Annotated in this window: 18 protein-coding genes; 5 read left to right on the top strand and 13 right to left on the bottom strand. The window is 58.4% G+C overall.

Features of this window, described 5'->3' with window-relative positions; all coding sequences use genetic code 11:
* Nucleotides 1-18: 18 nt before the first annotated feature.
* A complete protein-coding gene (locus tag ACR1XU_RS00795; RefSeq protein ID WP_170824813.1) occupies nucleotides 19-1563 on the top strand; it encodes a Ppx/GppA family phosphatase in 1545 nt (514 codons plus the stop codon).
* Between the two features lie 14 nt (nucleotides 1564-1577).
* Here the strand turns inward: ACR1XU_RS00795 and ACR1XU_RS00790 are convergent, their stop codons facing one another.
* The 6 genes from ACR1XU_RS00790 to scpA all read right to left on the bottom strand — a co-directional run bounded on the left by ACR1XU_RS00790 (nucleotide 1578) and on the right by scpA (nucleotide 7052).
* Entirely contained in the window at nucleotides 1578-1952 is a 375-nt protein-coding gene (locus tag ACR1XU_RS00790) for a hypothetical protein (protein WP_170824812.1), read from the bottom strand.
* Nucleotides 1953-1990: 38 nt separating this feature from the next.
* Complete coding sequence (locus tag ACR1XU_RS00785) at nucleotides 1991-3004, bottom strand: endonuclease/exonuclease/phosphatase family protein (RefSeq protein ID WP_170681990.1); 1014 nt, start codon at nucleotides 3002-3004, stop codon at nucleotides 1991-1993.
* A 4-nt stretch (nucleotides 3005-3008) separates the two neighbouring features.
* On the bottom strand, nucleotides 3009-3689 hold the full coding sequence (locus ACR1XU_RS00780; RefSeq protein WP_170609951.1) for a molecular chaperone DjiA: 681 nt from the start codon (nucleotides 3687-3689) through the stop codon (nucleotides 3009-3011).
* Between the two features lie 45 nt (nucleotides 3690-3734).
* Nucleotides 3735-4223 carry an N-acetyltransferase family protein gene (locus ACR1XU_RS00775; RefSeq protein WP_480811867.1) on the bottom strand — a complete coding sequence of 163 codons (489 nt, stop codon included), beginning with the start codon at nucleotides 4221-4223 and terminating at the stop codon, nucleotides 3735-3737.
* The gene (locus ACR1XU_RS00770; RefSeq protein WP_480906937.1) at nucleotides 4220-4816 is read right to left on the bottom strand and encodes a VOC family protein; all 597 of its coding nucleotides are present in this window, start codon (nucleotides 4814-4816) and stop codon (nucleotides 4220-4222) included. The genes ACR1XU_RS00775 and ACR1XU_RS00770 overlap by 4 nt, the downstream gene beginning before the upstream one ends.
* A gap of 109 nt (nucleotides 4817-4925) precedes the next feature.
* Complete coding sequence (gene scpA, locus ACR1XU_RS00765; protein ID WP_480906939.1) at nucleotides 4926-7052, bottom strand: methylmalonyl-CoA mutase; 2127 nt, start codon at nucleotides 7050-7052, stop codon at nucleotides 4926-4928.
* A gap of 165 nt (nucleotides 7053-7217) precedes the next feature.
* Here scpA and ACR1XU_RS00760 point away from each other — a divergent pair, with 165 nt between their 5' ends.
* Entirely contained in the window at nucleotides 7218-7664 is a 447-nt protein-coding gene (locus ACR1XU_RS00760) for a DUF4174 domain-containing protein (protein ID WP_170609943.1), read from the top strand.
* Nucleotides 7665-7740: 76 nt separating this feature from the next.
* Here the strand turns inward: ACR1XU_RS00760 and ACR1XU_RS00755 are convergent, their stop codons facing one another.
* Nucleotides 7741-9786, bottom strand: a complete 2046-nt coding sequence (locus ACR1XU_RS00755; RefSeq protein ID WP_170609941.1) for an acetyl-CoA carboxylase biotin carboxylase subunit — start codon at nucleotides 9784-9786, stop codon at nucleotides 7741-7743.
* A gap of 117 nt (nucleotides 9787-9903) precedes the next feature.
* Nucleotides 9904-10107, bottom strand: coding sequence for a hypothetical protein (locus tag ACR1XU_RS00750; RefSeq protein ID WP_480906941.1), 204 nt, complete (start codon nucleotides 10105-10107; stop codon nucleotides 9904-9906).
* A gap of 650 nt (nucleotides 10108-10757) precedes the next feature.
* On the opposite strand from ACR1XU_RS00750, the gene ACR1XU_RS00745 reads away from it, so the two are divergent.
* Complete coding sequence (locus ACR1XU_RS00745) at nucleotides 10758-11909, top strand: DcaP family trimeric outer membrane transporter (RefSeq protein WP_480906943.1); 1152 nt, start codon at nucleotides 10758-10760, stop codon at nucleotides 11907-11909.
* Between the two features lie 74 nt (nucleotides 11910-11983).
* Here the strand turns inward: ACR1XU_RS00745 and ACR1XU_RS00740 are convergent, their stop codons facing one another.
* From ACR1XU_RS00740 to ACR1XU_RS00730, 3 genes are all read right to left on the bottom strand, one after another.
* A complete protein-coding gene (locus ACR1XU_RS00740) occupies nucleotides 11984-12337 on the bottom strand; it encodes a hypothetical protein (RefSeq protein ID WP_170805305.1) in 354 nt (117 codons plus the stop codon).
* A gap of 136 nt (nucleotides 12338-12473) precedes the next feature.
* Nucleotides 12474-12842 (bottom strand): DUF6497 family protein, encoded by a 369-nt coding sequence (locus ACR1XU_RS00735; protein WP_321252111.1) that lies wholly within the window; start codon nucleotides 12840-12842, stop codon nucleotides 12474-12476.
* Between the two features lie 221 nt (nucleotides 12843-13063).
* A complete protein-coding gene (locus ACR1XU_RS00730) occupies nucleotides 13064-14596 on the bottom strand; it encodes an acyl-CoA carboxylase subunit beta (RefSeq protein ID WP_480906945.1) in 1533 nt (510 codons plus the stop codon).
* Nucleotides 14597-14778: 182 nt separating this feature from the next.
* On the opposite strand from ACR1XU_RS00730, the gene ACR1XU_RS00725 reads away from it, so the two are divergent.
* Both ACR1XU_RS00725 and ACR1XU_RS00720 read left to right on the top strand, forming a co-directional pair.
* Nucleotides 14779-15984: a multidrug effflux MFS transporter gene (locus ACR1XU_RS00725; RefSeq protein WP_170609931.1), complete on the top strand. Its 1206-nt coding sequence runs from the start codon at nucleotides 14779-14781 to the stop codon at nucleotides 15982-15984.
* A 65-nt stretch (nucleotides 15985-16049) separates the two neighbouring features.
* On the top strand, nucleotides 16050-17450 hold the full coding sequence (locus tag ACR1XU_RS00720; RefSeq protein ID WP_170609929.1) for a helix-turn-helix domain-containing protein: 1401 nt from the start codon (nucleotides 16050-16052) through the stop codon (nucleotides 17448-17450).
* Nucleotides 17451-17535: 85 nt separating this feature from the next.
* On the opposite strand, the gene ACR1XU_RS00715 is transcribed toward ACR1XU_RS00720, so the two are convergent.
* Together ACR1XU_RS00715 and ACR1XU_RS00710 are read right to left on the bottom strand one after the other, a co-directional pair.
* Entirely contained in the window at nucleotides 17536-17775 is a 240-nt protein-coding gene (locus ACR1XU_RS00715; protein ID WP_170681998.1) for a DUF465 domain-containing protein, read from the bottom strand.
* Nucleotides 17776-17874: 99 nt separating this feature from the next.
* The gene (locus ACR1XU_RS00710; protein ID WP_480906948.1) at nucleotides 17875-18525 is read right to left on the bottom strand and encodes a thermonuclease family protein; all 651 of its coding nucleotides are present in this window, start codon (nucleotides 18523-18525) and stop codon (nucleotides 17875-17877) included.
* Nucleotides 18526-18551: the final 26 nt, after the last annotated feature.

Raw genomic sequence — 18551 nt, 5'->3', positions numbered from 1 at the left:
GGAATATCTGGGAAAGACATGGATCAGACTATCGATACCACCATCCCCGACTGGGGACCTTTCGGAAGACCGCTATTTTCTGATCCCCGCGTCAGGGACTTGTCCCGGGTCGGTGTTGTCGATGTCGGGTCGAACTCGGTCCGTATGGTCATATTTGACGGGGCGGCCCGCTCACCCGCGTATTTCTACAACGAAAAGGTGATGTGCGAACTGGGCGCGGGTCTGTCGGAGACCGGGCACCTGAACCCCAGAGGGCGTGTTCGCGCCTTGGATGCCCTGCGCCGGTTCCAGCATCTGGCCGACAACCTTGATCTGCCCGGTCTGCACGTTGTCGCAACCGCCGCAGTACGCGAAGCCAAGGACGGGCAGGAGTTTTGCGACGAGGTCAAAGCCGAAACCGGCCTACACGTTTCGATCATTGATGGTCTGGAAGAGGCCCGTTTCTCCGCTCAAGGCGTGCTTCTGGGATGGCCGGGTGCATACGGTCTGATCTGCGATATTGGCGGTTCATCCATGGAACTGGCCGAGATCGGCGAAGGCCAGACCGGTCGCCGCGTGACATCCGCGCTGGGTCCGTTGAAATTGCGGGACATCAAAGGCGGGCGTCGTGCCCGCAAGGCGCACATCAAATCCACCATGGAAGAACTGCGCGATCAGTTGGGCCCCCAGCGGGATCGCCTGTTCCTGGTGGGCGGCAGCTGGCGCGCCTTTGCACGGCTGGACATGCTGCGGCGGGGTTATCCGCTGAACGTTCTGCATGAATACAGGATGACCCACAAGCAGGTGCACGAAACCATACGGTTCATCGAAAAGGGCGACCCCGAGAAACTGCGCAGCCGGGCTGGTGTGTCCAGCTCGCGCATGGCGCTTATCCCTTATGCGATGGATGTGCTGTCCCGACTGATCCGCACTTTCAAACCCAAGGACATCGCCATTTCAAGCTATGGAATCCGCGAAGGGCTTCTGTACGAACAGATGCCGCAAAGCCTGCGCGATTGCGACCCGCTGATCGAGGCCAGCCGCTTTTCGGAAGCCAAGGACGCCCGTCTGCCCGGTTTTGGAAAACACCTGTTCGATTTCGTCATGCCGCTGTTCAAATCGGCCCCGTCAACCCGCGTCCGGCTGGTCAAGGCCGCTTGCCTTCTGCACGATGTCAGTTGGCGCGCTCATCCCGATTATCGGGCAGAGGTCTGTTTCGACTACGTGACCCGCGCCAATCTGGGTGGGCTGAAGCATTCGGAAAGGGTGTTCATTGGTCTGGCCTTGCAGCACCGCTACCGCAACAAACGCGAAGGTAACCGGTTCGCGCCGCAATATGAACTGCTGGATGAAAAGAGTCAGAAGCAGGCCGAGATTCTGGGCAAGGCAATGCGCTTTGGCGCAATGCTGTGGATGAAGAATGACGCCACGATGGGCAAACTTCGTTATTTCCCAAAGAAACGCCAGTTGGATCTGATTTTGCCGAAAGCCGCCGAACCGCTGTTCAACGAAACCGCCGAAGCACGCTTCGGCTCTCTGGCTCAGGCATTGAAGTCCGAGACCAAGGTTATCATCAAGGGGTAATCCCCTGTAAACGCTCAGATATCCGTTACACCTTCGTCCGGCTCTGGTTTTTCCTCAGGAGTTTGCGGGGTGTCGTCCTGCGGTTTCCGGCGGATGATGATATCGCCATTGGGCAGGATCTCCGGTGCCTCATAAACGCTCCAGTCCTGTATCTCCTTGGTCATTTCTGCCAGTGCCGGTCCCATTTCCTCAAAAAAGGACAGCATGGCAGGACCAAACTGTTCAGCCAGGTCGCGCAAATCATCGAGCGTGGGCTCCATTTCCTTGCGCAGGCCTTCGAAGAAAAGCTCGGCGCCGCGCTCCATCAGGGACTTGCCGGTATCTTCCTGCGCGCTGGCTGGGAACGCAGTGGACGTCACGATCAGACTTATCAAAAGCACTCGTTTCATGGGGCCAAACATAAGCACTGCGGGAAGGCGTTGAAAGATCACAGGTCAATATCCAGAGTTACGGGAAAATGGTCCGAGGCCGTCAGCAGTGCGTCCCGCAATTCCGCGTTCGAACGGATCGCGTCGTCCCGCAACGGATGCCAGATTCGCCAGACCGGATTTCGCTGGCGCAGCGGATCGCTGATCATGATGTAATCCAGCAATGCCTCAAGAAAATCTCCCTTGTCCCGGCGCACAAACCGGGCCGTCGAAGGTGTTTCCCCGCCGACAGAGCCGTAGGCGGTTGCGGCATTGGGATCAAACAAACCGGACTGCAACAAAATCTCGACGGATGAGCGCCCGAACAGGTTCTCGAACTCGTCCAGGCCCGGGCCGTCATTCAGATCACCCAGCAAAATCACCGGTTCGTCCTCGGCAATGTGCTGTTCGACGCGCCGGGCCAGCCAGATCGCCTGAGCCAGTTGTTTGCGCCGGTTGGAAATTGAAATCCGGATCGCCTCGTCCCGGCTTTCCGCGCCGTGCGGCGCTTTGGATTTCAGATGTGCCCCAATCAGGCGAAATTTCGCACCCGACTTTGTTTCCACCGCCAATTCCATCGGTGGCTTTGAAAAAAGCACAACATCCTCGGTTGCGTCGATATCCAGATCAATCCGAAATTCGGTGTCAAACCGGGGTGCTGTCTGATGGTCGAATGGCTGCGCAGACCGCGTCTTTGGATCATGGCGCACCATCATCAACTGAGGATCAAACAAAAGTGCCAGTTCCTGATGGGTTTCATTGGCAAAGCCCATGACCGCATGAGTGGTGCGCAAATCGAAGGCTTCCGCAAAACCCTGCAACGCGCGGACGGTGTTCTGGGTTTTGCCGGTGTTTGGGGCCTCAACGATCAGAATGGCATCTGCGTCGATGGCCGTCAGAACCTTGGCGATCGCCTCGACCTGCTGGGCCCGGGTGACATCATAGCGGCCGGACCAGCCGTCATCGACGATCAGACGATCCTGGCGATCAAACAAGTTGGCGAACCATTCGATATTGTAGGTCGCCAAACGCATCCGTTCAGACCTTTGCACCGTTTATTTCGTCCCAGGCGCGGTTGATGTCGATCATCTTTTTCTCGGCCAGCCGGATTGCCTCCTCGGGCACGCCGCGCGCCATCATGGCGTCAGGATGGGTTTCGCGCACTAGCTTGCGCCAGATGTTGCGAATTTCGGTCAACGGCATGTCCCTTGTCACGCCCAGAACGGTATACGGATCGTTTGGGGCATCCGGCACGAACCGGGCGCGCAGCGCCAGAAACTGAGCGTCGGTTTGCCCGAATATCCGGCTGACTTCTTCCAGAAACTCGTTTTCGTTCGGGTGATAAAACCCGTCGGCCATGGCGATGTGAAACAGGCCTTCCATCAGGTCGCACAACGTCGTGCTGTCTTCGTCGAACATCCGGGCGATCTTGCGGGCATAGTCCTGATAGCCAGCCACGTCGGTACGGGCCATGTTGAACACCCGCGCCGCGCCTTCTTCGTCTTCGCGGGCAATCTGGAACACATCGCGAAAGGCCGTAACCTCGTCCCGCGTCACCTGCCCGTCTGCCTTGGCCATCTTGGCCCCCAGCGCGATTACAGCGATTGTAAAGGCCACCGACCTTTCGGGCGGTGAGCGCAGTTTCTCAAAAACGGCAGTCAGGCTTTCACCTTGTGCCAGTGCGCTCAGCGCATCGGATATACGGGTCCAGATCGACATGGCCGCACCCTAGCGCCACAAATCGCGCGTGTCAGGTGCGACAGATCAGTCCTGACCAATAATTTTCTGCATCAGTACCAGATCCAACCTGCGGCCCCATTTGCAGCCCACTTGGGGCATTCGTCCGACTTCGGTGAAACCGATGCGAGCGTGAAAGGCGATGGCCCCCGGATTTTCCGAGGAAATTCCCGCCACAAGCACGTGGACGCTCTCGGCCCGGGCCACCTCTTCCAACCGGCTCATCAACGCGCGGCCGATCCCCTTGCCACGTGCTGATGGAGCAAGTTGAATCGAGTGCTCGCGGCATTCGGCATACCCCGGCCCGGATCGGAACCGAGTATACGAAGCGAAACCGACAACCTCGCTATCCAGTTCAGCCACCAAAAACCCCGCACCGCGGGCTTCTATGTCGGCTGCAATTCCCGCGGCAGACCGCTCCTCGGATGTGAATGTAACCAGGGTATCCCTGATGATCGCGTTGGCAATATTTGCAATCGCCGGTGCATCCGCAATCTGTGCCTGCCGAACCCTCATTCCAGAACGCGACGTCCGTTTGGTGTCTCGAATTCAGCGCGCAGGCCCGGCGAGCCCTGGTGAAATTCGACACCCTCAACCGGCCCGGTGCTTTGGGCAAGCTTCGTTGCTTCGGGATGGGACACCAGCAATCTCAGCAACCGGCAACCACTGGCCTGCAACATTCCGGCGGGGTGCAGATCGCCCTGCCACTGTATGAGTGCGGGATAGAGGTTGTCATAAGGCAGGCGCCCGGACGATGGCACGATCATGCGCCAGCGCAGCGCCCCGCGCTCCAGATCTGTCGGGTCTAACGGGCCACCCGGCACGGTGGCCGCCTCGATATCCTTCACACGGCAGATCCAGTTGGACAGGCGCGGTGCACCCTGAAACCGGTCCAGATCGAACCACCGGGTGCGCTCAGGTTGCGCCGCATTCGGGTCAACTGCAATCGCTTCCAGATACAAGCCATCTTCAAGTCCGAGCAGCTTGTTATAAGTACCGAATTTCTCATGCTTGCCGCCTGTCTCAAGCCTGACCCCCAAGGCGTCCTCGACATGCGCGGCAGCAGCCTCCAGCGTTTCCCCTGCGACGGCCAGATGATCCAGTTCCATTTCCACCCCATCAAAAAAAGCAGCGCAGAAAACGCGCTGCCTTTCCCAGTAAAGCTGTCCTCGGACATCTGCGCCACAAGATTCTTCGTTGAAAAATCTTGTCTGGGCCTTACCCCTTGGCTTCGCCGATCAGGCGCAGAATATCCTGTGCCGCTTCGGGGATATTGGTGCCCGGACCAAAAATCGCTTTGACGCCGTGGTCGTAGAGGAACTGATAATCCTGCTGTGGGATCACCCCGCCGCAGATCACGATGATATCCTCGGCACCGGCTTTCTTGAGTTCCTCGACCAGTTGCGGGGCCAGTGTCTTGTGGCCTGCCGCCTGAGACGAGATGCCGACCACGTGGACGTCATTGTCGACGGCATCCTGGGCTGCCTCGGCCGGTGTCTGGAACAGAGGGCCAACGTCGACGTCAAACCCGATATCCGCAAAGGCGGTCGCGATCACCTTGGCACCCCGGTCATGACCATCCTGCCCCATCTTGACGACCAGCAAGCGGGGGCGGCGGCCTTCAGCCTCGGCGAAATCTTCGATGGATTTCTGGATCGCGGCAAAACCTTCGTCACCCTCATAGGCCGCTCCATAGACACCGGCCAGCGTTTTCACTTCGGCGCGGTGGCGGCCGAATTCCTTCTCCATTGCCATGCTGATCTCTCCTACGGATGCGCGGGCGCGGGCGGCCTCGACGGCGGCGGCCAGCAGGTTTCCGCCCTCTTGGGCAGTCTTCGTCAACGCGTCCAGCGCCTGTTGGCAGGCGGCCTCATCGCGGGTAGCACGGATGCGCTCCAGACGTGCAACCTGTGCCTCGCGCACGGCGACGTTGTCGACGTCGAGAATGTCGATCGGGTCTTCCTGTTCCTTGCGGTATTTGTTGACGCCGACGATCACCTCGTCACCCCGATCGATCATGGCCTGACGACGCGCAGCACTTTCTTCAATCCGAAGCTTGGGCATGCCGCTGGCCACGGCCTTGGTCATGCCGCCCATCTCCTCGACCTCTTCCATCAGGGTCCAGGCTTTGTCGATCAGCTCGTTGGTCAGGCTTTCGACGTAGTAGGAACCCGCCAGCGGATCGACCACATCCGTCACGCCGGTTTCCTCCTGCAGGATCAATTGCGTGTTCCGCGCGATGCGGGCCGAGAAATCGGTCGGCAACGCAATCGCTTCGTCCAAAGCATTTGTGTGCAGCGACTGGGTGCCGCCCAAAACCGCGCTCATCGCCTCATAGGCGGTACGGATCACATTGTTATAGGGGTCCTGTTCCTGCAGCGACACGCCGGAAGTCTGGCAATGGGTACGCAACATCTTGGATCGTTCGGACTTTGCCCCGAACTCGGTCATCACGCGATGCCACAGGGTCCGCGCGGCACGCAGTTTGGCAGCCTCCATAAAGAAATTCATGCCGATCGCAAAGAAGAACGACAGGCGACCTGCGAACTTGTCCACGTCCATCCCGGCTTGCGTCGCGGCACGAACATATTCGCGCCCGTCAGCCAGCGTATAGGCCAGTTCCTGCACCAGGTTCGCTCCGGCCTCTTGCATGTGATAGCCCGAAATTGAGATCGAGTTGAACTTGGGCATCTCGTTCGACGTAAAATCGATAATATCCGAGATGATCTTCATCGATGGTTCAGGCGGATAGATATAGGTGTTGCGCACCATGAACTCTTTCAGAATGTCGTTCTGAATGGTGCCGGACAGGACGGACTTGTCGTGGCCCTGTTCTTCGCCCGCAACGATGAAGCTTGCCAGAATCGGAATCACCGCGCCGTTCATCGTCATCGAGACCGAGACCTTGTCCAGCGGAATGCCGTCGAACAGAATCTTCATGTCCTCAACGCTATCAATGGCCACACCAGCCTTACCGACGTCTCCGACAACGCGCGGGTGGTCACTGTCATAGCCCCGGTGCGTCGCCAGATCGAAGGCCACCGACACGCCCTGCTGACCGGCCGCCAGGTTGCGGCGATAGAAAGCGTTCGACTCCTCGGCGGTGGAAAAGCCCGCATATTGGCGGATGGTCCACGGACGGCCTGCGTACATCGTCGCCTTTACACCGCGCGTAAACGGCCCGAAACCCGGCAAAGACCCCATATGCGGCAGTTCCGCCGTGTCCTCAGGCGTATACAGCGGTTTGACGTCGATGCCTTCCAGCGTTTCTTTGGTCAGATCATCCAACGGACGACCGCGCAGCTCTTTCTCGGCAAGCGCTTTCCAGTCCTTCGTGTCGGTCATTTCGATTTCCTCTTATCAATTCGGGGCGCGGCCGGTTTGCGACAGCACGCGTATGTTCAATCCCGCCCTTCAATCCGGCCCGGGCGCGGAAAATTGAGCGTTGAGTGCAAATCGCTGGTCGCAATCGCCTGCACAGTGGCTATATTCAGTGGAACAGGAGGCCATATGACACGCACGCTTGCCCTTGTTTTCTCGGCACTATTCCCGCTGGCCGCGCTGGCCGCCGATGGCACAGCACCAGCAGATGACAGTTTTGTCCGACCCGCTGGCGACAGCGAACTGGACGAATTCCTATGGGTCAGCCGACCCATCGTTGTCTTTGCCGATACACCTGCCGATCCACGGTTCCAGCAACAGATCGACATGCTGCTGGAAGGTGAAGACGCCATGCGCGACCGCGACGTTATCGTGCTGACGGATACCGATCCCAAGGCGCGGTCGCCCATTCGGTCACAACTGCGCCCGCGTGGATTCCAGATGGTGTTTGTCGACAAGGACGGGGTGGTGAAACTGCGCAAGCCCAGCCCGTGGAGCGTGCGCGAGATTGGCCGGTCCATCGACAAGACCCCCTTGCGCGAACGCGAGATTCGCGAGCGGCGCGAGGGCGGCTGAGAACTTTCGCCAAGCCCATTGGCCCCGGCGATGATCGCCGGTGGCCCTTGGAGATATGACAAAAGCGCAGCCATGGTCACTCGAATTCCATGATCACGTCGTCCACGGCGAGACTGTCTCCGGGACCTGCGTTGATCTTCGAGACCACGCCTTTTTTCTCGGCGCGAAGGATGTTTTCCATCTTCATCGCCTCGACGGTGCACAGCGCCTGACCTTCCTGAACTTCCTGCCCCACTTCAACGTCGATCTTCACGATCAGGCCGGGCATCGGGCACAGCAGCATTTTCGAAGTATCCGGCGGCAGTTTTTCCGGCATCAGCCTGGCCAGTTTGGCCTGACGCGGCGTGCGCACGTGCACCTTGATATCCGCGCCCCGGTTTCGGATGCGGAACCCGCCCGAAACCTTGCCCACCTTCAGCACCAATGGATTGCCATCCACATCCAGTACTGCCAGTTGATCACCTGGCGTCCAGTCTGAGGACACACGGTGCACGGTGCCATCCGCGAAGCTCACCGTTGAACCTCCGGGGTCGGCGGCAATCGTTGTGTCAAACTCCTGCCCCTGCAACGTCACCGTCCATTCGGTGCCAACCTTGCGTTCGTGGTTGTCCATCCGGCCCGATACGCGGGTACGGCGAATTTCGGCAACCCGGTGCATGGCAGAACACGAGGCCGCGATCCGCCGCAACTCGACCTCGGGCAGTTGAACCCCATCGAAGCCGTCTGGATATTCTTCAGCAATAAACGCTGTGGTCATGTCGCCGCTGACGAATTTCGGGTGATCCATGACAGCAGACAGGAACGGCAGGTTGTGGCCGATGCCTTCAACCTCGAAACTGTCCAGCGCCACGCGCATCGCCTCAATCGCCTGCTCACGGGTTGGTGCCCAGGTGCAGAGCTTTGCGATCATCGGGTCGTAATACATGCTGATCTCGCCGCCCTCATAGACGCCGGTATCATTGCGCACCGCAGCCTCGCCCGAGGGGGCCTCACCCTGCCATTTGTCATTGACCAGCAACGGACCGGCTGCGACTTCCTGCGGCGGACGATAGCGGGTCAGACGGCCAATCGACGGCAGGAAGTTGCGATACGGATCCTCGGCATAAAGACGGTTTTCGATCGCCCAGCCTGTCAGGGTCACGTCATCCTGCGTAATCGATAGCGTCTCACCTGCGGCCACCCGGATCATCTGTTCCACCAGATCGACGCCGGTAATCAGTTCCGTCACCGGGTGTTCCACCTGCAAACGGGTGTTCATTTCAAGGAAGTAGAAGTTCTTTTCCCCATCGACGATGAATTCCACAGTGCCCGCACTGGCGTAGTTCACGGCCTTTGCCAGCGCGACCGCCTGTTCCCCCATCGCCTTGCGTGTTTCGGGATCAAGGAACGGCGACGGTGCCTCTTCCACCACTTTCTGGTTCCGGCGCTGGATCGAACATTCGCGTTCGCCCAGATAGATGCCGTTACCATGGCTGTCGCAAAGAACCTGAATTTCGATGTGCCGCGGCTGGGTCACGAATTTCTCGATGAAAATTCGGTCGTCGCCGAAGGAATTGGCCGCTTCGTTCTTGGACGACTGGAAACCCTCGCGCGCTTCTTCGTCATTCCAGGCAATCCGCATCCCCTTGCCGCCACCACCGGCGCTGGCTTTGATCATGACGGGATAGCCGATGTCGTTCGAGATCTTGACCGCCTCGTCGGCATCTTCGATCAGCCCCATGTAACCGGGAACCGTCGAAACACCGGCGTCCTGAGCGATCTTCTTCGAGGTGATCTTGTCACCCATGCTTTCGATCGCACCCACCGGGGGGCCAACAAAAGCGACGCCTTCGGCCTCAAGCGCTTCGGCGAATTTCGAGTTCTCGGACAAGAAGCCATAGCCGGGATGGACCGCCTGTGCACCGCTTTGACGGATGGCATCCATCACCTTGTCGATCACGATGTAGGACTGGTTCGCCGGTGGCGGTCCGATATGCACCGCCTCATCCGCCATCGAAACGTGCAACGCGTTCTTGTCGGCGTCAGAATAAATGGCGACCGTACCGATACCCATCTTGCGAGCGGTCTTGATGACCCGGCAGGCGATCTCGCCCCGGTTGGCGATCAGGATCTTGTTGAACATGAGACGTCCTTTGGCTTGGTGTTCTGGAAATGCAAAACGCCGCCGCAGGGGACTCCCCCCGCGACGGCGTTCTGCATGATGGCGGACGGGGCGGAACGCGCCCCGAAAAGCTTTGAGTTAGTCGCAGGTACCCTGCGACTTGCAATACAGCACGTTGCCCGCGGCACCGACCGCAGCGCCGACGACCGGGTTTGCGTCCAGAACGACCGCGCCCAGGGCGCCCGCTCCGCCGCCGATGACCGCTTGTTCGCCGGTGGTTTCGCCACAGGCCGCAAGGCTTGCGCAGGTCGCGACCACAAGGAAGATGCGTGAGGTTTGCATGGTTTCTGCCCCTTCAGATTTCTTGGTTTCCTTGCGGCCAGATGCCGGAAGCCCGCATTGTTATGCAATAACAACGGCGGCAACCAAACTTTTTGCGCAGTTTTTTGCCGCTTGTTGCCTATTGCCTGAGAAAAGAAAAACGCGGGCAGGATATTGTGGGGAACACAAGCCTGCCCGCGATAGGAAGGGGTACGGAATAGTAGGTGCTTGTGCGACGCAGGCAAAGTAGAGCCGCACGGCCCTTCCACCATGCACGGCACAATCCCGGCAGCAAACAAAGTATTGTTTCCACCCCGAATACCGGCTGGATTTTGCCCATCCTGCGTAATGCCGCGCAATTTCGCGCCGACAAGACCTTTGCCGTATCCATGTTTCAGCACACCAGAAGGTGTCACATTCCTGTTACAGACCCGGTTTCCAAGGGCGATTTGGGCAAAAGGCAAATCACGAACGCCATGGAATTCGAAGGCCAAATTTTCTCTCGATTTCCGTGCGTTACGACCCTCTTTCACCCACACGTGAAGGTGCTTGGGATTTCCCGCACGATTGCTTGAGAAATCGGGCCGAGTTTGTCCCGTTGTCGTGATTTCCATCGGATTTTGGGTCGTGGAATTGTGCTTGTGCACACTCGCATACAAGGAAATACCCAAATGATAATAAAGAGAAAAACGGCCCTTCTGCTCGCCGTCTCGGCGCTCGGATTCAGCGGATTGAAGGCCAACGCCCAGGATGCCCAAACCCAGGCCGAACTGGAAGCCCTGCGCGCTCGTGTCGAGGCGCTGGAGGCCGCCAAACCCGGTGCCGGGACCGGCGATCTGAGGATCGGCAATACCACTCTGGACGTCTACGGGTATATCAAGGCCGATTTCTTCTACGACTTCGACTACGACCAGGGTGACACCGCCTTCGTAAACAACATCGGTGAACCTGCAAACGAGACCAGTGGCACATTCGGCGCGACTGTTCGTCAGTCCAGAATCGGGCTGCGTACCAGCACGCCTTCCGGTATCGGCGAAATCGGAGGTCAGCTGGAACTGGATCTGTTCGCCTCGGGCGGAGCGGCTGAACTGCGCCTGCGCCATGCCAATATCACGATCGGAGACAGCTGGCTGATCGGTCAGTACTGGACCAATTTCCAGCCGCTGGACACCTATCCGACCTCGGTTGAATTCAACGGTCCTGTCGGCATACCTTTCGCTCGTGTCCCACAGGTACGCTACTCCAATACCCTTGGGTCCAACACCACATTTTCGGCTTCGATAGAAGAGAACGTCAGCGCGTCCAATTCGAGAGATCCGGTTTTCACCGGTGCCATCGAGTACGACGACGGCACATATATTGCCCGCGCGTCCGCCCTCTATGGCAAGGCCGAATCCGGCACGGTCGAAGTCGATCAGACAGGCTTTACCCTCTCGGGCTCGGTCCGGCCGTGGCAGGGGGGGCTGTTTCAGGTCAACTACGTCGACGGTGAGGCGCTTGGCCCCTACCTGATCGGCCTGGGCGATGCCATCGTCAACGGCCGGGCAAATGACGTCGACGGCTATACCATCGAGTTCCGCCAGGACATTGGTACGAAATGGAATGTCGGTATCGCCTACGGTCGCGAAGATTACGATCTGCCCACCTCGACCGGCACGTTGTCCTTCACCGAGCTTGAGACGATCCATGTGAACGCCTTTTACCAGGCAACCGACAACCTGACGTTCAGCGCCGAATACTTCTTTGGCGAACGGAACGATGCACCCACTGGCCGGACGTTTGACGGCGACCGGGTCCAACTGGCGGCGCAGTTGAACTTCTGACATCCCATACCGGCCCTGCCCGGCTTCGGGCAGGGTTTTCCCTTGGCGGATATGGGACATGGCGGCAAACACGATCAGCGCACCCTGTCGAAGATTTCAGGAAAAGAATGGCGCGCGACGTCCAGATCAATCACCAGCAACGCGTCGTAGCTGGCAGGGTCGAACGGGTCTTCTGCCGCAATTACTTCGCGCCCGAACAGCCAGCTCAGCCGCCCTGCGTCCAGATTGCCACGCTCAAACGGCTGGTCACCGAAATGTTCCCACAACGCTTCCATGAACGCCGCGTCCGCGCGCCGGTCCGCTGGTTTGCGATCCCGGAAACGCTCGCGCCGGGTCAGAGGCGTTACACCTTTGGGGTTGGCGCGCCGGATGACGAACTGGAAATCGGTGCCGGACAGACGGCCGGGGAAACCACGATGTTTCAGCATACCTGAACCTCGGCCATCAACATGTTGAAAAAGAAACAGGACTTACATCCAACCAGAGCTGGTTTCATTGCGCGCACCTCCACGGTCGCCGGTTTTTTCTGAAACGCACTGATGTCATGAAAATCACCGATCATGATCAGAGCCCTTCCCAGATACACCGAGAATCCTCCAACCGGTAGGCCTCGAAAAACTGCGTTGCGTCGGGCGCGGCATTACCGAATTCGGTTGCGCGGTCGGAAAAGGAAATCACGACGCGCGCCGGCTCAAGTTCATGCTTCGCCACATAGGGAACCGCCAGGATTTCACAAAGATGCGCCATATCGGCCGACGCCACATCATAACCGATCCGCCCAACTGTCGAACCGATCTTGGGAGCAATGAAGCGAAACCTAAGCCACAATTCACCTGGGTTGTTGTCCAGCAGAACATCGCTCAGCTCGACCGGCTGGCCTGACGGAACAGGCAGAAGGCTTTGGGCCAGTACTTCCGCAGGGGATGCAAGCAACGCTCCAGCTAAAACAAGTGCGCGACCCCAGCCCCGCCAGTGGCAGGCTCCTCTCTCCGGGGTCGCGGGCGCAGCGTTGACACTCCGCGCTAATCTGTTTCTGGCTGGTTGTTCCATAAACCTGTTTCGGGCTCAAAGTCGGATTTTCGGCTTCGCAATCGTTCCGCCATCAAATTGGGCAAACCGTCGCCATTTCGAGGTGGGCCGCCCCACCCCGGCGATCAAAGCGGGATATTGTCGTGCTTTTTCCACGGGTTCTTCAGCTTCTTGTTCCGCAAACTCGCAAATGCGCGCGAGACACGGCGACGCGTAGAGTGTGGCATGATCACTTCGTCAATAAATCCGCGCTCGGCCGCGACGAAGGGATTGGCAAAGCGATCCTCGTAATCCTGCGTATGCTGCGCGATCTTGTCCGCGTCGCCCAGATCGGCGCGGTGAATGATTTCGGTCGCGCCCTTGGCGCCCATCACTGCGATCTCGGCTGTCGGCCAGGCGTAATTGAAATCGCCACGCAAGTGCTTCGACGCCATCACGTCATAGGCTCCGCCGTAAGCCTTGCGCGTGATGACGGTTACTTTCGGAACCGTTGCCTCGCCATAGGCGAACAGAAGCTTTGCGCCGTGTTTGATCACGCCGCCATATTCCTGGCTGGTGCCGGGCAGGAAACCCGGAACGTCGACAAGTGTCAGGATCGGAATTTCAAAACAGTCACAGAAGCGCACGAACCGTGCGGCTTTGCGCGAGCTGTCGATGTCCAGACATCCGGCCAGAACCATCGGCTGGTTGGCCACGACGCCAACGGTCTGCCCCTCAAGCCGGATGAAACCGGTGATGATATTCTTCGCGAAATCCTCCTGGATTTCGTAGAAATCACCCTCATCCGCGACCTTCGCGATCAGTTCTTTCATGTCGTAGGGCGTGTTCGGGTTGTCCGGAACCAACGTATCCAGCGAAGATTCAATGCGATCGGGTTCGTCAAAGAACGGACGCACGGGCGGCTTTTCGCGGTTGTTGAGCGGCAGGAAATCAACCAGACGGCGCACTTCGGCCAGCGCCTCGACATCGTTTTCAAATGCCCCGTCGGCAACCGAAGACTTCTTTGTATGAGTAGACGCACCACCCAATTCTTCCGCCGTCACGACCTCGTTCGTTACGGTTTTAACAACATCGGGACCGGTCACGAACATGTAGGATGTGTCTTTGACCATAAAGATAAAGTCGGTCATCGCCGGGCTATAAACCGCGCCGCCCGCACACGGCCCCATGATTACGCTGATCTGGGGCACAACGCCCGAGGCCATGATGTTGCGCTGAAATACTTCGGCGTAGCCCGCCAGTGATGCAACACCTTCTTGAATACGCGCACCACCCGAGTCGTTGATACCTATCACCGGGGCTCCGTTCTGCACCGCCATATCCATGATCTTGCAGATCTTCTGTGCGTGGGTTTCAGACAGCGAGCCGCCGAAAACCGTGAAGTCCTGACTGAACACATAGACCATGCGGCCATTGATCGTGCCCCATCCGGTCACAACACCGTCACCGGCGGGTTTCTGATTTTCCATTCCGAAGTCAGCACAGCGATGGCTGACGAACATATCGAATTCTTCAAAGCTGTCTTCGTCCAGCAGCAACTCGATCCGCTCGCGTGCCGTCAGTTTGCCCCGCGCATGCTGCGCATCGATCCGCTTTTGCCCACCGCCCAGCCGCGCATCGTTACGGCGATCTTCAAGCTCGGAAAGGATGTCTTTCATGATGATAACCCCTGTAAAATTTGGCCGGACCTTATACGGAGTCATGCAAGGACCAAAGCAACTTTCGGCAAATTTGCAAACTATTGGCAATCAAGTCAATGAATAGTGTAAATTTGCTAATTTTCCAATTGACGCTGCGAGGCCGATGGTAATCTCATCTGCGCCCCCTATACATGCACATCATGCAATTCAGCTCGACCTCGGTGCGCAGATCGCCGCCTTCAATCACGACATTGGTCATCCTATCGGGGCTTTCGGCCCTGAGCATGAATCTGTTTCTGCCCAGCCTGCCCAACATGGCAGAGTATTTTGAAACGGAATACCGGGTGATGCAGCTGTCGATTGCCCTGTATCTGCTGATAAATGCGGTGCTGCAGATACTGATCGGCCCGATAGCGGACAAGGCCGGGCGCAGGCCCGTTATGCTGTGGGGGCTCGGGCTTTTTCTGCTGGCGACTTTGGGCTGCATCTATGCCCCGAATGTCGAGATTTTCCTGGCGTTTCGAATGTCTCAGGCCGTTGTCGTAGTCGGGATGGTCCTCAGCCGAGCCGCCGTTCGCGACCTTTACGAACAGGACAAAGCCGCCTCGATGATTGGATATGTCACCATGGGCATGGCGGTCGTTCCGATGATCGGTCCAGCAATTGGCGGCATCCTGGAAGAGGTCTTTGGCTGGAAAGCCAACTTCTGGTTTCCTTTTCTGGTCGGCGCTCTTGCGATCTGGCTGACCTATTCGGATTTCGGTGAAACCAGCATCAAAAGCGGCAAGACATTATTGCAGCAGTTTCGGGAATACCCGGAACTTCTCACGTCTCCGCGGTTTTGGGGTTACTCCCTGTCTTCCGCGTTTTCGTCCGGTGCGTTCTTTGCTTATCTCGGCGGCGCCCCCTTCATCGGAACCGAGGTCTTTGGCATGACCGCGGCAGAAATCGGCATCTATTTCGGCGCGCCAGCACTTGGCTATTTCTTCGGCAACTTCCTGAGCGGGCGCTACTCGGTGCGCTTTGGCATCAACAAGATGGTTCTGTGGGGAAGCTGGCTGAACGCGCTTGGTGTATTCCTGTCTGCTCTACTGTTCCTGGCCGGGTTGGGAACCGCCATCAGTTTCTTCGGGTTTATGACATTTGTTGGCGTCGGCAACGGCATGGCGATCCCCAATGCAACATCCGGCTCGCTGTCCGTTCGCCCCCATCTGGCCGCAACAGCATCCGGCCTGAGCGGCGCAATCATGCTTGGCGGCGGCGCAGCGCTGAGCGCACTTGCGGGCGCGCTTCTGACACAGGAAACCGGCGCAATGCCGTTGCTTTGGCTAATGCTCACAACCGCGGTTCTGGCCATCGCAGCCATCAGCCTTGTCATTTGGCGGGAACGACAACTCGGTCTTTGAACTTTCTTGCACGCAGCGGTTTGCAAAGTTAGCCTGCGCTGAAAGAAAAGTTGCAAAGACACGCCATGGCCACTCAAAAGCTCTATGCCGGCGCAAAGCTGCGCGAAATGCGCACGCGCCTGACCCTGACGCAAAAGGAATTCGCAACCAAGCTTGGCGTTTCCCTGCCCTATCTAAACCAGATGGAGAACAACAACCGACCGATCTCGACAACGGTTGTTCTGGCTCTGGCGCAAGAATTCGGGATGGATGTCACCGAGCTCAGCACCGGTGACAGCGAACGGCTGGTGTCGGATATGCGCGAAGCGCTCGCTGACCCGGTCTTCGACGACGCAATGCCCCCTCTTGCCGATTTGCGACTGACTGCATCGAACGCGCCGGCGCTGGCACGCGCCTTCATCGCGTTGCACCGCACGTATCGCCAGACGCACGAACGGCTGGCCTCGCTGGACGAGGCCCTGGGGCGCGAGGATTCCCGAATTCAGGCCAGCCCCTGGGAAGAAGTGCGCGATTTCTTCCACTATTGCGACAACTATATCGACGCTGTCGACCGGGCCGCCGAACGGTTTTCAACACGCGCGGAAGAAGCCGGAGGCATACGCGCCGCAGCCCTCAACAGCCTGTCCGAGCGGGGCATCCGTGTTGAGTTCACGGACATCTCGGAAACGCGCAAATATGACATAGCAAGCAAAACGCTTTCCCTGTCTTCACGCGCCGCGCCGCAAACGCAGGTCTTTCAGTTGCTGCTGCAGGTTGCGCTGATTTCTCAGGACAAACTGCTTGAAGCAACCCTGGATTTCGCCCGCTTCCAAAGTGACGAAGCCCGCGCCATCGCCAAAATCGGGCTTGCGAACTACTTTGCCGGGGCTTCCCTGATGCCCTACGGTGCCTTCTTGGCCGCCGCGCAAGAGGATCGCCACGATCTGGAATTGCTCAGCATCAGATTCGGCGCATCGATCGAACAGGTTGCCCACCGCTTGTCCACTTTGCAACGGCCCGGAGCCAAAGGCATCCCCTTCTTTTTTGTTCGGGTGGATCAGGCCGGAACGATCACCAAGCGCCATTCAGCCACACGACTGCAATTTGCGCGCTTCGGCGGCGCCTGCCCGCTGTGGAATGTCCACCGCGCATTCGAAACACCAGGTCATTTCCTTCTTCAACTTGCCGAAACGCCGGACGGAGTGCGTTATATCTCCCTGGCACGCGACGTATCGAAATCCGGCGGTTCATTCGGGGCCCCGGTGCGCCGCTACGCCATTGCACTGGGGTGCGAAGTGCGTCACGCGCAGGCTCTGGTCTATGCCGACAACCTGGATATCAGCAATGCCAGCGCCTATGAACCGATCGGGATTTCCTGCCGGATTTGCGAACGTCAAACCTGTCACCAAAGGTCCGTTCCCCCGCTGGAACGCAGGCTGACAATCGACGCCCATACCCGAGGAACGCTGCCCTACGAAGTCACCTGAAACAATTCCCCGGGATCTTCATCTGGCAAAAAATATCCCGGGGGAGTCGCGGCCCGCCGCGACGGGGGCAGAGCCCCCGATTGGGTCAGTTTTTCGACAGGATCGCCCAGATTTCATCCTTCAAGGCCGCGCGCTTCTTGCGCAACTCAACTTCAGCCAGTTCCTCCATCGGCTCGACATTGGTCTCGGCCCGATGCACGGTCCGGTTGATCTCATGATATTCGTCTGACAGCCGGGCAAAATGCGCGTCGGACTGCTTGAGGTGACTCATCACTTCGACCTTTTCCGGAAACTCTTCGGCCAGTTCATGTGGGGTGTGGGACATTCCTGTAAGCTCCTCGAAATGTTGTTGTCCCCATGGATAAACATGTTCCGGCGATACCGCTTTGACCCGGATCAAATTGGCGACACCAAAAGGCTGGATTCACCGCTTTGCAGGTCGCCAGCCCGCCAAACGCGCCGCCCTGGCATCACAGAACCAACGCTCGCCCTTTGCCTTGTTGATCTTTGTCGCCGCATAGAAAGCCTGCCCGGGCATGTGGTAAATCTTTTCTCCACGAGCTGAGATATTTCCCTTGATCTGGCACGTTTCCTGCGGGGGCAAACCTGCGGTCCCGGCGCGGTGCACCCAGGGCACCTGAACCACTGTTGCCTGCAGACCCTTCTTTTCCTTCGCGGCCCTCTGTTCAATCGGCACATATTCGCGGGAGTATTTGCGATACGCAAAGGCCAGCCCATCCTCGACCAGCGTAAGCGCTGCATCGCTCCCCGCTACATAACAACGAGCAACCACACGGCCATACCTGTCCCGATCCACTGGTTCACAGAAGGCCGGTCGCCCATCGAACCTTTGTCGTGCAACCTGCGTTGCCCACGCGCCACAGCGCCATTCGACACCTTGCGCGTCACGACATGTCTGATCCAATTCGGGGGCGTCAATTCCAGACAGACGAATCCTGACCCCACCGACATCCCACGTATCCGCGTCCACGACCCGCACAGTCCCGGTTGGCCGGTCAGCGGCCAGAACCATCTGCGGCAGCATCAGAACAAAACACAAACAAAGTCTTAACATACCCCCGATATGCCCCTGACCAGCGG

It is taken from the genome of Ruegeria sp. D1(2025), from assembly GCF_056536425.1.
The sequence above is the reverse complement of the archived record's forward strand: the minus strand, read 5'-3'. Positions and strand labels throughout refer to the sequence as shown.